The following is a 13,532-nucleotide window of genomic DNA, read 5'->3' as shown; positions in this document are numbered from 1 at the left end:
TCAGGCCGAAGTGCGGGACGGCATTGGGTACGGCGGGTCTCCTCGTCAGGGCTGGTCGAGCGAGCGGATGGTGGCGCCGAGGTCGGTGAGCACCGCCCGGGCGAGCTGGTCGGACTGGGCGAGGTCGAGCAGAACGCCGCCGGTGAAGGTCGCGTCGGTGAGGACCCAGCGGTCGAAGGAAACAGTGTCAGAGGAACAGGCGTTCTCGAAGGCGGCGTAATCGAGGCGGCAGCCCTCGAACAGAGCGTCGTTGAGAGTGACGGCGCCCATGACGCGGCTCCTGGCCCAGTGGGCCTGGGTCGCGCGGCTGCCGCACCAGGTAAGGGAGGCGATGGTGCTGGCGGTGATCTCAACGGAGGATAGGCGGACACCTGTCAGGGTGGTGCGCTGAGCGAAAGGCTGCGGATGCGGCCGGCAAGGAGCGCGGTGTCGGCGAGGTCGAGGTCGCGCACGTCGGCGTCGGCGAGGACGAAGTCGCGGGCGGTTTCGCCGCCGAGGCGGCTGACCGGCTCCAGATGCTGGTCGGTCGAGTCGAGGCTGGGCAGGGTGACGCGGATGGTGCCGTAGGCGCGGGTCTTCACGGTGGTGCTCCGGGGCGTTGGGGCGGGTGCCGGGCCCGCGGTGGTGCGGGCCCGGCCGATGGTGCTGATCCTGGCAGGAGCGCGGGTTGCTACCAGTTGTTCGCGAAGTCCGACCAACTCGGGCCGTTGTGCCAGTCGTTCCACGGGATGACGGGGGTGTTGTCCCAGCTCGGGTTGTTGCCCCAGGTCGCCTGGCTGTCCCGGCCGCCGGTAGGGGCGGCGCGATGGAGGAGATGGTCAAGCTCCCCTCCAGCGCACACCAACCGGCGGCCTGAACACCCTGCCTACCAAAACCGTCGGCTCCGAATGCCGCATCGCCCTGCCCACCGAGTACGTCCACTCGCTCAAGCACCACCGGGCACGGCAGGACCGCGAGCGTGAGACCGCCGAAAAGGCTTGGAGGGACAGCGGATACGTCTTCACCGCGCCGGACGGCTCGGCTATCGAGCCGTCGACCCTGACCCGGCGGTTCACCCCGCTGTGCCGAACAGCCAGGATCCGCCGCATCCGGTTCCACGATCTCGGGCACACCGCGGCGATCTTGCTCCTGGAACAGGGCGTCGAACTCGTCGTCATCAAGGAGCTCCTCGGCCACGCCCACATCGGCGTCACCGCCACCGTCTACGCACACGTCCGCCTCCGCCTCCAGCGCGACGCCATCGACCTCCTCGGCCGCACCCTCGGACAGTCCTCCGGGGCCGCCACCGACCCCGACGACGGCGACGAGCCACCGCTTTGTGCAGCACCCGTCCGCTGACGTTGCCGTCAACTACTGCCGTCAAGACCCAAGGAAGCCCCACCGGAATTCTATCCGGTGGGGCTTCCTGAACTCTTCCACCGCTTAGAGCCGGTGAAGCCATTCGAGAGCAGATTGACGCTCATGGGAATCGGATCTCGGATTTGAAGCAAGCCGCCCAGCGTAGTCCCTAATGAGCTTTACGCGATCGGGCATGGGGACCACAAGGACACCAATAGCATCCTCCCAGGTTGTTCCCCGCAATATAACTTCCCCACCGATTGACATCATCACGAATTCGGGTCTACCCGCACCGGATCCAAGCATTCCGCTAGCCGCGCCATGGCCCATAACGTCCCAATCTTCCATCAGCTCAACATTAGCCCATCGAAGAATTGGCGTCGATTCATCATCGGCCAGGTCGACTCCCAGCAGGAATTCCCCATTCGGCCCACTGAACAGGCCACTCTCACTCGCCAAGCCAAACCAGCTCAGATTTGCATTAGTAACCACGTCTGCATCGCTGACATCAAGAACAACATCGCGTCGACCGTCGTCACGTCCGCAACTCACGGCGATCCATGCAGCTCTGACGGGTAGCGTCGCCGGCGTCTCGTCGACGCCGCGAAAGCGGATCCCGGCCGGCGCCAACGCTTCCGACAGCTTCCGGTCGTTCATGAAAAACCTCCGAGCCAATACAATGCCGATCGAACATTTCATCCGCACAGCATGGCAGGCGGGCTCCGAGTATCGCCCGAAGCCCGCCGCCAATTCACCGAAAGCTATGGATGCGGGAAGTAGGGCATGATCTTGGTGTAGTCGTGATTATCAACCCAGCCAATATCGCCATACTTGTTGATCAAGACGCGGTACCTGTTACCTCCGCCCGGGATGTCGTAGATGGTTGCGCCGTCCCATTTCCTGGCTATAGCGGGCGGAGTATTGGGGCGCACGGTGAATGTATCGACGTTGCCCTGGGGTGTGAGTCGCGGAGGGCGTCCATTATTGATGATGTCATCGACGCCGTCATGGACAACGTTAGGAATATCCCCAGGTCCGCAGACGCCGCCCTTGCCAGCGTTATGCACCAAGACCGGCGTGGTCCCGGCCAGTACATAGTACGTGTGGATGCCGCGAACAGTGAGGTTATAGGCGGGCATCAGCGCAAGCACGTGGGTCGTTGCGGCCACGCGCGCAAGGGTTCCGTCCGCGGTGCGAACGGTGTCGCCTGCCAGCAGGTTGGAGGCGTCGACCCATGCACCGCGGTTCGCCGCCCAGAACGGGTGATGGTCGGTGGCGGTAAGAGTGGATCCGTCGCCATCAAGAGTGATCGTGGTGAATTCACGATCATCGGGCGTGATGAGAGTTGCGTCCACCTCCTTTGCTGCAGTCTCACCCGTCTCGGGCTCTGTCGCAAGGACTTCATCTCCCGGCTTAACGTCTTCTATCGGCTTCTCGGTTCCGTCAGCCAGAAGAACGACAGTTCCTGCCGGAAAGCTGTTGTGGCCCCTTGTCGCACATTTCGCTTTTTCGAGAAGGTCCGAAAGCTTTTCAGCTGTGCTAGCACTTTTCGCGCCTTCGTTTACCTTTTTTGCCGCACGGAGCCCGGAACCTTCGCCGGAGGTTTCTACATTCGAAAGGAGAAAGAAGGCGAGCTCTCCTGTTGCCTGCTCGGGCCTACCCTCCGAGTAGTCGTCGATAATTTCACCGACGTCGTTTGCTATTCCATCAATCAGGGCCGGCCCGTTCTGCACGACGGAGAGAACCGGCATGGCCCTCACCGCAGTGTTCTTACATGCATTGCCAGAAAAATCGAGAACGCATGCCTTTGCGTCACCGAAGATCTGCGCCTCGCTCGACAGGAATCCTTCCCCTGCTTCTAGCGCCTTGCCGATGAATCCGCTCAGGAACCCCTTGTCCTTCTTCTTGGGCGGGGCGAGCACCTCCCAGGGGCCGCGGTCGTCAATGGCATTCAGGAGGAGCCCGGTCGGGTCGCTATAGGTGAGTGGATTGTTATTGCTGTAGGTGTATGTGCCGAGTGACTGTGGGTCGGCAGGGTTGAGCAGAGGGTCAACGCTGGTAAAGCGTCCGGTGGTGGGGTCGTAGTCGCGGGCTCCGAGGTGGGTGAGGCCGGTGGGTTCGTTGGTGCCGCCGAGGAAGCCGCGGGTGCCGGCCCAAGTGGTGGGGTTGGTGCCGCGGGTGGCTCCGAAGGGGAGGGAGTGGCGCTGGTCCATGGCGCCGGTGGTGGCGTCGATGTTGACTTCGGCGGTGCCGTGGTGGTCGGTGGTCTGGAAGGTGACCTTGTTGTCGTCGGTACGGATTGCGGTGCCGGAACTGAGCGGGTAGTAGCGGGTCGCGGTGGCCTTGGCGGCGCCCTTGACCAGCTTGAGTTCGGTGTTTCCGAGGTAGAGCGTCCAGTTCTCGGCTGCCGGGTTGGCGGTGTCGAGGGTGTGGCCGATCAGTCGGTTGCCGCCTGCGTCGTAGAGGTAGTCGGTGGTCTTGCTGGTGGTTGTGGTGGTCGAGCCGACAGTGGTCTTCACCATGTCGGTGATCTTGGAGAGCTTGCTTTCGTTGTCCCAGGTCAGCGTCTGGTCGCTGGTCTGGTTGCCGGCCGGCTTCAGGTGACGGCCAGTGGTGTTGCCTGCGTTGTCGTAGTCGTAGCTCTCCGCCACGGGGGTGCCAGCGGCGCCGGTGACCGTGCTGGTGGAGGTGAGGCTGTGCGGGCGGGCAGCGGTGGCGGCCGGGTAGGTGTAGGTGGTGGTGGAGTCCTGTCCGGTGTTGCCGGTGGTGTTGTGCCGGGTCTCGGTGGCGCGGGTTCCGTTGGTGTTGTAGGTCCAGCTGGTCCAGTACGGGGCCGGGCCGCCGAGCTTGGTGCCGTCAGGGGCGGAGCAGGAACCGGTATTGGGGGTGTACGCCTCGGTGAGGCGCGTGAGGTAGTCGTACTGGAAGCACTGCTGGTCTGTGCCGGAGCTGGAGCTGTCGGTCACCGAGGTGACGTTGCCGGCCTGGTCGTACGTGTAGGCCGCGGCCCGCGCCGGAGTGGCGATGCCGTACCGGTCGGTGCGGCTGGTGGCCAGGCGTTGAGTTCCCCACTCGTAGGTGTTGGTGACCAGGATTTCCTTGCCGGCCGTGCTGTTGAGCTTGGTCTGCACCGGCTTGCCGGTGAGGCTGTAGCTCTGGCCGGTCTGGTAGGCGTAGCCGCCTGCAGTGTCGACGCCGGTGAGCCGGCGCAGGGCGTCGTAGGTGAATGCCAGCGATTCGCTGGGAAGGTTGCCGGCCGCCGGGTAGCTGGTGGTCCTGGCCTGGCCGTCGACGCGGTAGATGGTACCGCTGATGTAGGTGCCGGCGAGGCCTTCCTGTCCGGGCACGGAGGGGATCGTCACTGTCGTGCGGGTCGGGCGGGCGAGGGCGTCGAACAGCGAGTAGGTGGTCGTGTACTGGTAGGTGGTTCCGCTGACGGTGCTGTAGCGGGTGCTGGATGCCAGCAGGCCCTTGTTGTTCGCCGGGTCCCAGGCTTGGGAGGTCAGCAGGGGTCCGGTGGCCGAGCCGCTGTGGGTTTCGGTCAGGCGGCCATGGTTATCGTAGACGTTGGCGATGGTGTTGCCGCGTCCGTCGGTGGTGCTGGTGACCTCGCCCCGGTCGTTGTAGGTCTTGACGGCCGTTCCGCTGTCGGGATCGACGGCCTTGGTCTGCTGGCCGAGCTGGTTGTACAACCAGGTCCAGGTGGTGCCGGCCGGGTCGGTCAGCTTGCTGAGATGGCCGGCCTGGTCGTAGCCGTAGCTGGTGGCGTCGTAGGCACCGGTCGGTGTGGCGGACTTGTACTGACGCAGTTCGGTGGTCTGCCCCGCGGCATCGGTGATGGTGGTGGTGGGGGTGCCGCCTGCGGGAGGCGTGACGGTGACGCGGTCGCCGTTGTACTCGGTGAGCGTGGAGTACAGCGGGGTGCCGACGCCATTGCCCGACAGAGCCGTGGTTTTGACGGTGCGTCCGAGGCCGTCGTAGGCGACCGCGGTCTGGGTCTCCAGATTGGTGAGGTCGTCAGCCTTGCTCAGGACTGCTGAGGGTGCGTTCTTGCTGTAGTAGGGGGAGTAGGAGAGGGCGGCTTGGCCGCGTTCGTCGTAGAAGGTGTCGGTGAGGATCCGGCCGCCGTTCTCTCCGGGTACCTGGGTCTGGCGTGCGCGGGCGAAGCCGTCGTAGATGGTGTAGGAGGTCTGCTGCGTGCCGTCTTCGTCGTTGAGCGTCTTCGTCGCGACGGCGGCGGGCGCGTTCTCTGCGACGGTGTAGACGTATTCCTGGTTGGGGTTTCCCTGGCCTATCCGGTCCTGCAGCCAGACCTTGAGGGTGCGTCCGAGCGCGTCGTACTGGACCTCTGTCCGACGGTTGTTGGTGTCAACACTGTCCTTCGCCTGACCACGCATCAGGTCGAAGTCAGTGGTGGTGGTCTGTGCGGTGGCGCTGTTTCCGGCCGTTGCGGGCGGGGTTGTCACGACCGACTTGGTGGGCCGGCCGGTGGCCGGGGTGAACACGGTGGTGGTGGTCCGGGCGTACGACGAGGCGGTGGTGACCGGGCTGGTCGCGCCGGTGGTGTCGTAGACGGTGCTGGATGCCAGGTCAGTGGCGCTCAGGACCCGACCATAGGCGTCGTAGGTGGCGGAGTTGTCCAGGTAGGTGGCGCTGGTGCCGGTGCGGGACTTGAGGGTCTCCGTCAGCGTGATGTCACCCTTTGTCGGGGCAGTGCCGTAGCCCTGCCCGTCGAACCGGTACCGGACGTCCGACAACACTGTGGACGTGCCATCGGCCTTGGTGTCGCGATCGACGGTGGCCCCGCAGGTTGCCGCGACGGTCTCGATGCGGGAGGTGAACTTGAGAATCCACGCCGAGGTGTTGTTCAGGTAGGTGGAGCGAGCACACTTCTCATCACCGGTGACCGACACATCGCCGAGGCTCTCCATCGCGGTGGCCCGGCCGTACGTGTCGTACGTGGTGTTGATGCGAGTCTCTCGCCAATTGCTGCCCGCACCCTTGTCAAGCGACGTGAAGGAGCGGGCGCTGCTGGCGCCGGTCAGGTTGGCGGTGGTGGTGCCCCAGTCCCGCACCCGGGTGGCCGTCACCGCCTTCCACGGGGTGCTGACGGACTTGCCGAGGATGGTGCCGCCAGGCTTGTCGTACTGCTCGGTGCGGTACTCGACGCCTGCCCAGGCGTTGTCGTCGGTGAGGGTGGTGCCCTCGCCGTCGTTCACCGTGACGGTGCGCTTGCTGTTCTTGTCGGACGGGTTGTTGCGGTCGCCGTCCATGCCGCGCAGGTACCAGTGGTCGGCCTGGGTGGACATGGCGGCGTTGCCGCCGGTCTCGACCCGGACGTGGGCGTAGCCGCGCCACTGGGACCAGGTCTTGAGCTTCTCCTTGGTCAGGCCGTCCTCGTCGTCGAAGTGCCAGGCGGCGTCGCCGAGGTAGGTGTAGTGGGTGACCATCTCTGGTGCGCCGCCGGTGCGGTCGGTGCCGATGACCGATTCGACGACGTACTTGTTGAACCACTCTGTGGTTACCGGGCTTGTCTCGGATGCCTGGTACATCTGCGGGAAGCAGCGGGTGGTGTTGGTCTGCGGGGTGGGCAGGCTTCCCCAGGTGCAGGCCTCGCCGGAGTAGTTGACGTCGATCTGGCCGCCGATCTCGTCGGTGATCGTGCCCAGGCGCTGCTTGACGAACGGCATCCGGCCGTCGCCGGTCTTGTCGAGCCGGTTGACCATCTGCTTGTAGGCGAGGGTGGTCTTCGGCAGCGGGACGGCGGGGGCTGCGGAGTTGCCGGTGTGCTTGATCGAGTCCAGCAGGAGCTGGTAGTCGAAGTCGGCGGTGCCCCACTTGTGCGTCAGGTCCCAGGTGTCGATGGCGGCGTAGCTACCGTCGGCCTGGAGGGTCTTGGCGACGACCTGGGTCAGGCGGGTGCGGGTGAAGAAGGTCGGCGAGTACGTGCTGGCGCAGTCGGTGCCGTCCTTGCAGTTCTGGTCCCACGGAGTGTCGTACCAGTACAGCCGGTTGGTGTCGATCGAACCCGCGGCGCAGAGGGTGGGACTCTCCAGACAGCGTTCGGTCGTGCCGAACTCGACCCGGGCCATCGGCTTGACGGTCCCGGAGTAGATGTCGTTCTTCTGCTGGCCGTACTCGATGTGGTCGAGACGGCCGCCGCGGATGTACGGGGTGCGGTTGGTGGCCTTCAGGTTGCGGCCGTAGTTGTTGGTCTCCGGTGTGTACCAGTAGGTGATGTCGTTGCCGTGGGCATCGACGACCAGGTCGAGGTTCCATCGCCAGCCCTGCTGGCACCACGACGCGTCGAAGGTCGAGGCGTTGCACGGTTCGCCGGCGTTGTTGCCGAACACCGGAACTGTATAAACGGACTTGGTCTCCGGCTTGCCGGTGGACCAGTTCGGCAGGCGGTTGTACCCGAAGTAGTAGATGGTGCCGTCAGTGGTGGTCGCCTTGAAGTATTCGCCGTCGTTGTCGCCGTTGCCGCGGGCGGTGTCACGAACTCGGACGATCTTCGTGTTGTCGTCGTTCTTGATCCGCCACTCGTCGGCGGAGACGGGAATCAGTTCGCCTGAGTGGCCGGCGAAGCTGATGGTGGCGTTGTCGGTGCCCCAGCACAGGTCGCCCGGGCTGACGGTGCCGGTCTTCGGGGCGCCGTCGTCCGCACACGGCTTGTAGGAGCGTTCGACGAAGCCAGGGGCCAGGTCGAAGCCGTCGCCGGCCCAGGACGCCTGGTTGTTGCTGTTGGATGTCCGGCCGTCGATGGCACCGGAATTGTAGGACAGGCCGAGCTTCGGGGTGAGGCCGCCGGGCATCGCCGTCAGCGGCATGTCGTACGACCAGGTGAACGATCCGCTGTTCAGCGAGGTCGACCAGGTCGAAGCCGAGGAGAGCGGGGTGGCTGTGTAGTCGCCGCCCGGCCCTGCCGAGCCGCTGCTGAGGCCGAGCACAACTGGGCTGCCCGCGCCCTGGATGCGGGTCGAGCCGGCCGGGGCCGCGGTCAGGGTGTCCGCCTTGACCGTTTGCGCCTCGAGGTCGTTGCCGCCGGGAAGCGACGTCTGCACGCGGCACTCGGCGAGTTGAGGGGTAGTCAGCGCGCAGTCGGGGAGCCGCACCAGCTTCAGTCGGGAGCCGTACCCGGAGCCTGCGGCTTGCGTGAACGACGAGTAGTCGACGGCCACGCCGGTGTGCTCGTCCACGCCCGTGACGGTGAACAGCATGCCGGTGATCCCGGCCTTGGCGGCCGTGTCCTGGCCGAGCACCTCGACCTGGGCTTTCGCGGCAGTGCCTGACGAAGTCACCGACACCGGCAGGTTGCCGGCCTTGACCGCCTTCCCCTTCTCTCCCGGGACGTCAGCAGCGGCCTTGCCCTTGCCGGGCAGGGCACCGTGCTTGCTGTCCGGCTTGCTGACGGTGGTGTCGGCGGGGCGGCCCTTCGTCTTGGCGTTGGACGTCTTGACCGGCTTCTCGGGCGAGACCGCCGAAGGTGGCGTGTAGGGCTCGGCGGCCGCAGCCGCGGCCAGTGGCAGCGTCGGCAGCAGTGACCCGATCAGGGTGGCCGCGATGATCGCGGACACTCTGCTCCGGGTCCGCCGCGCGACGGACCTTCCAGTACTCATGTACGGGGCTTCCTTGCTCGAAACGGACCCGCCCAGCAGGTGCCGGGCGGGTTGTACCAAGGCCGGGCCGGGCGGCAGGGTGCCGCCCGGCCCGGAGATCGGGGAGAGGTGGGGTCAGACGCCGGGATCGGTGGGCGTCTCGTTGGTGTAGTTCGCGAGGCGCGCGATCTGGTTTCTGGTCAGGACGCCCTGGTAGAGCCAGACGTCATCGAGTTCGCCGGAGAAGTACTCGCCCCAGGCACCGCCCGACCGGGTGCGGCCGAACTGCAGGCCGCCGCTGGCCTCGAAAGGCGCCGGGGCGGTGGTCGCGGCGGTGCGCGGCGTGCAGTTCGTGGGGCTTCCCGGGCAGTACACGTTCTCTGTGGTGCCGTTGACGTACAGGGTGATCCGGCCGGCGAGGGCGTCGTAGCCGACGGCCAGATGGGTCCAGTTCTCCAGCAGCGAGTAGCCGGGGGCGCGCGCCACCGATGTCCGGATGGCTCCGCCGCCGTCGGAGTCGCGGACCTCGGCCTGCCACTCGCCGCTGGGCTGCTGGTTGGCGTCCAGGCCCAGGTAGTGCCAGCGCACCGTCACCGCGCTGTTGTTGGCTCCGGGCAGGGAGAGCACCGTCATGTCCCGGATGGGGGTGCCCGCCGTGTTCGCCCAGGCGGCCACGGTGAAACTCTGGTTGGTGTGCACGGGGGCGGTGCTGGTTGCCGCGTAGGCGGTGGTGCCGTTCAGCAGCAAGGTGCCCGGGTTGGGCAGCAGGCCACCGCCGGCGTTGATGGACGCCCCGCCGTTGAGGGTGGCACCGATGTTGGAGCTGGTGCCGCCGTTGGCCGGGACCTCGCCGGGGGTGACCGCCGGAGTACCGGCAGCGGCGGAGAGCTTCCAGCGGCCAGCCAACCGCGGCCGCTGCTGGACCATGGCGGCGGCCTCCGGACCGGTGACGATCCGGTCGTAGAGCCGCACGTCGTCGATGTCGCCGCGGAAGAACTCGGTGTTGGCGCCCTCGCGGTTGGCGGATCCGATCTGCAGCGGGCCGGGGTTGGCCCAGGGCGAGTTCTGGGTGTAGGCAGACTCCGCGACCAGGTAACCGTTGAGGTAGAAGCGCAACTTCTTCGCGGTGGTGTCGTTGACGCCGAGCAGGTGCGTCCAGTCCTCGGTGGTGCCGGTGAGGCAGGGGACGCCGTTGATCAGGGTGCCGGTGGCGCAGTCGGGCTGGGCGACGCGCACCTGGGTGTCGGCGGCGGTGTCCTCCTTGTACCGGCCGAACGTCCACCGGCCTGCGGCAGCGGAGTAGTAGAGCGCGAACTCGCTGTTGTGCTGGCCGATCTGGCTGATCGCGACCTTGGCCATGGTGTCGCCGGCCGCGGGCTTGGGCAGCTTCACCCACGCCGCGACCGAGAAGTCCCGGGCACCGTCGACCTGCGGCCTTGCGGTGCGCAGGTAGCCAGTGGTGCCGTCGAGGCGGATGGCTTGGCCGGCCACACCGGTCACACCGGTCTGCACCGACCCGTTGGGCTTCAGGGCGTCCGCTTCGGGCGCGCCGTTGACGGTGGCGGTTGCGCTCTCGTCGAGGTGCCAGACGGCCTTCGCCGGGGTGCCGGTGGCGGTCTGGTCTGCGGCGACCTGGGTGACCTGGGTGCCCGTCAGGGCTCGGTCCCAGAGCTTGATCTCGTCGACCGAGCCGGGCCATGCGGCGGCCCACTGGCCCTGCCAGCGGTCACGTCCGAACTGCACCGGGCCGTGGCCGTCCCACAGCGCGGACGGCACCAGGGTGGAGCCGGCCAGCACGCCGTTGACGTACAGCAGGATCGAGTGCGCGGCGGAGTCGTACACGCCGGTGAGATGGGTCCACTGGCCGGTCTGCGCGGTGTTCGCGCTGACCACGAAGGTGGTGCTGTCGGAGTCGCCCGGCGCGCTCTGGACCTTGAACGCCCAGCGGTTGTCGGTGCCGACGACGTACGTGCCGAGGGTGAACGCGTAGTAGTTGGTTCCGTTCTGGCTCACCGCCACCCGGCTCGTGGTCGCCCCGTTGAACATCACCCAGCTCGAGACGGAGAAGCTCCGCGAGGTGTCGAGCACCGCCGCCTCGGTCTGCGCGTAGCCGGTCCCTGCGTCGCCGTTGAACGCCATGCCGTTGTTGACTCGACCTGCGGACCCTGCGGTCGCGCCGGATCCGAGCACTGCGGGGACTTCCGCACCGCTGCCGTTCAGGTTGCCGTCCATGTTCCAGCCGGCGCGTTGCCCCTGTCCGGCCAGGACGTTGAAGTAGAACGTCTCGGGCTGCGAAGCGTTGTTCGACCCGTCGATCGCCTGGGCCCAAATACGGTGCAGGCCGGGAGTCTCCGGAAGCGCCTTGATGGTCTGCGCGGCGCCGCCGGTGGTCGAGACCGATCCCGTGGCGGTCGTCGACGTGTCCAGCCCCCACTGGTACTTGACGACGTCGGTGGACGCCGACTTGAGGGTGAACGAGCCGTACCTGCCGACGCCGTCGGTCCACGGCAGCTCTGCGGTGGCGTCGCTGGAGCCCGGATAGGTCGGGGACGTGATCATGGGGCCCTGCGGGGCAGCGGTGTCGAGGGTGAAGTAGCAGGCGGTCGGATCCCCTTCCGAGGACCACTCGCCCCACGAAGCGCCGTCCCAGGCCCGGGCCTCCCAGCTGAGCTGGGTTCCCTGCGGCAGGTCGGCGGGCAGGGTCCACGAGAAGATCGAGCCGGAGCCCTTGAACGCGTTGAACCCGGGTGCGGCGCCCTCCGAACCGGTGGACCACCAGCGCCGCCGCATACCGTCGCCGGCGTCCCAGGACGCGGCGAACTGCACTCCGATCGCCTCGCCGTCGGGGTCAGTGGCTCTGACAGTCACCTGCGGCACCTTGTTGATGCGGACCGGCTGAGGCCTGCACTCCGAGCCCGGCGACATCGACATGTCGATGTTCGGGATCTGGTTCGGCCTCAGGTTGTACTGGACCTGCAGGTAGGCACCATCAGTGAACCGCTTCCAGCCGTTCAGGTCGCTCTCGTTCTGCGCCTTCAGGCCGAAGGTGGTGGTCTGCCAACCCCAGTTCGCGGCGTCCTGCACCAGGTTCTTCACCCCGGCGTCGTCGCCGCCCCACTCGATCCAGCCCGCGTCACAACCGGAGTTCCCCTTGGCGGTGGTGACGGTCTGCAGCTTGCGACTCCAGAACCCGGACGCGTTCTGCGCGTTCCAGGTCAGGCCGGGGCTGATGTAGCTGGTGTTCCACAGCTCGACCGGGCGCGGTTGAGCGCAGTCGTAGGTGTGGCTCTCGTAGGTGCCGAACGTGGCCCTCAGGATCTGCTTGCCGATGAACATGCCGCTCGGGACCTGGAAGAACGCCCGCTTCACGTCGCCCAGCTTGCACCTCGTGGAGTCCCCGCAGTAGCCGACGCCCCAGTCGTGCACGTCGTCCGGGGTGTAGGTGAAATGCCAGTACGTCTGGTTCGGGTAGTACCGCGACACACCCGCCCAGTCGGCGGCGTGCGGGGCGTCCCACGCCGGGTCGATCATCACCGGGAAGACCGTCGCTGGATCGTCCAACAGGGCTTGATTCGGTGTCAGGACCATTTCATTCTCCGCGAGATCGACCTTCAGCGGCGCGACCCTGGCGCCATCGCCCGGAATGTCCCCAACCGTGGGCGACGCTCCGGCCGCGCCACTCGCCGCGGCCTGCGTCTTGGCCGACAACCCTGCCGGGGTCGCAGCGGCAGCCGTCGAGGAATCCCACATCACCGGCGGCGGCGCCTCGAAGACGGTGCCGCCACCTGAGATGTCCACCGCCGTCAGCGAGCCGTCGCCCTCCTGGCGCACGGTCAGATCGACCGTCTCCAAGCCCAGTCGAAGCTGATCAAGCTCGGGGTTCTTCGCGGCCTCGGCCGTGTGCACCACGACGAGTTGCGCGAAACCGGTCTTCGTCGCGGTCAGCCGCAGGTCCACGTCCGGCAGGATCGACCGGTACTCGGCCGTGGAGCCGTCCACCACCGGCTTCGGCAGCGCCTTCGGCCAGGAGATCTTCAACTCCTTGCCGGCTCGCACCATCCGCACCAGCGGCTGCCCGCTGCCGCCACCGGAGAACTCGACCTCGGCAGCCGCGGCCTTCGGCGCCACCGCACCGCTCGACAACACAGCAAGCGTGGGGTCGAGATCCACCCACCCGCCCGCCTTGCGCACCCGCTTCGGCTGCACATAGATCGTCGACAACAACTTGCCGTCCGGCTGTGCCACAACGTCGGAGCTCTCACCCCGAAGGGCCTCCACTTCCACCGGCTTCCCGGTCCGACGAGCCTCCGCGACCGCCAGCGCCTCCGCCGTTTCGTTCGACAGCGCCGACGCCGTCGGGCTCTGCGCCGGCGCCTCATCCGCCGCCATCGCAGGGCTCGCCGCACCCGGTATCCCGAACACGCCCGCCACTATGCCAACGGAGAGAACAGCCGCGGTCCACCCACGCAGCCTCCTCCTCCGCACGGATCTCTCCACGTCACATCCCACAGGGTCTGGTGATCATCACATGCGAAGCCAGATCCTCACGAAAGACCCATGTCTTTGTCAACGATCTTTCGAGGAAACGGAAATGAC

Annotated in this window: 6 protein-coding genes; 1 reads left to right on the top strand and 5 read right to left on the bottom strand. The window is 66.7% G+C overall.

The window, feature by feature from the left end; translation table 11 throughout:
• Positions 1–45: 45 nt before the first annotated feature.
• Both ACI1MP_RS32265 and ACI1MP_RS32260 read right to left on the bottom strand, forming a co-directional pair.
• The gene (locus ACI1MP_RS32265; RefSeq protein WP_404870170.1) at positions 46–270 is read right to left on the bottom strand and encodes a hypothetical protein; all 225 of its coding nucleotides are present in this window, start codon (positions 268–270) and stop codon (positions 46–48) included.
• 104 nt (positions 271–374) lie between these two features.
• Positions 375–581, bottom strand: a complete 207-nt coding sequence (locus ACI1MP_RS32260) for a hypothetical protein (protein WP_404870169.1) — start codon at positions 579–581, stop codon at positions 375–377.
• 271 nt (positions 582–852) lie between these two features.
• On the opposite strand from ACI1MP_RS32260, the gene ACI1MP_RS32255 reads away from it, so the two are divergent.
• Positions 853–1,338: a tyrosine-type recombinase/integrase gene (locus ACI1MP_RS32255; protein ID WP_404870862.1), complete on the top strand. Its 486-nt coding sequence runs from the start codon at positions 853–855 to the stop codon at positions 1,336–1,338.
• 84 nt (positions 1,339–1,422) lie between these two features.
• On the opposite strand, the gene ACI1MP_RS32250 is transcribed toward ACI1MP_RS32255, so the two are convergent.
• From ACI1MP_RS32250 to ACI1MP_RS32240, 3 genes are all read right to left on the bottom strand, one after another.
• Entirely contained in the window at positions 1,423–1,995 is a 573-nt protein-coding gene (locus ACI1MP_RS32250; protein WP_404870168.1) for a hypothetical protein, read from the bottom strand.
• 104 nt (positions 1,996–2,099) lie between these two features.
• A complete protein-coding gene (locus ACI1MP_RS32245; protein ID WP_404870167.1) occupies positions 2,100–8,915 on the bottom strand; it encodes a polymorphic toxin-type HINT domain-containing protein in 6,816 nt (2,271 codons plus the stop codon).
• A gap of 156 nt (positions 8,916–9,071) precedes the next feature.
• Positions 9,072–13,079: a LamG-like jellyroll fold domain-containing protein gene (locus ACI1MP_RS32240; RefSeq protein ID WP_404870166.1), complete on the bottom strand. Its 4,008-nt coding sequence runs from the start codon at positions 13,077–13,079 to the stop codon at positions 9,072–9,074.
• Positions 13,080–13,532 lie beyond the last annotated feature (453 nt).

Origin of the sequence: Kitasatospora griseola (assembly GCF_044999035.1) — a bacterium.
Lineage (GTDB): Bacteria > Actinomycetota > Actinomycetes > Streptomycetales > Streptomycetaceae > Kitasatospora > Kitasatospora griseola.
The sequence above is the reverse complement of the archived record's forward strand: the minus strand, read 5'-3'. Positions and strand labels throughout refer to the sequence as shown.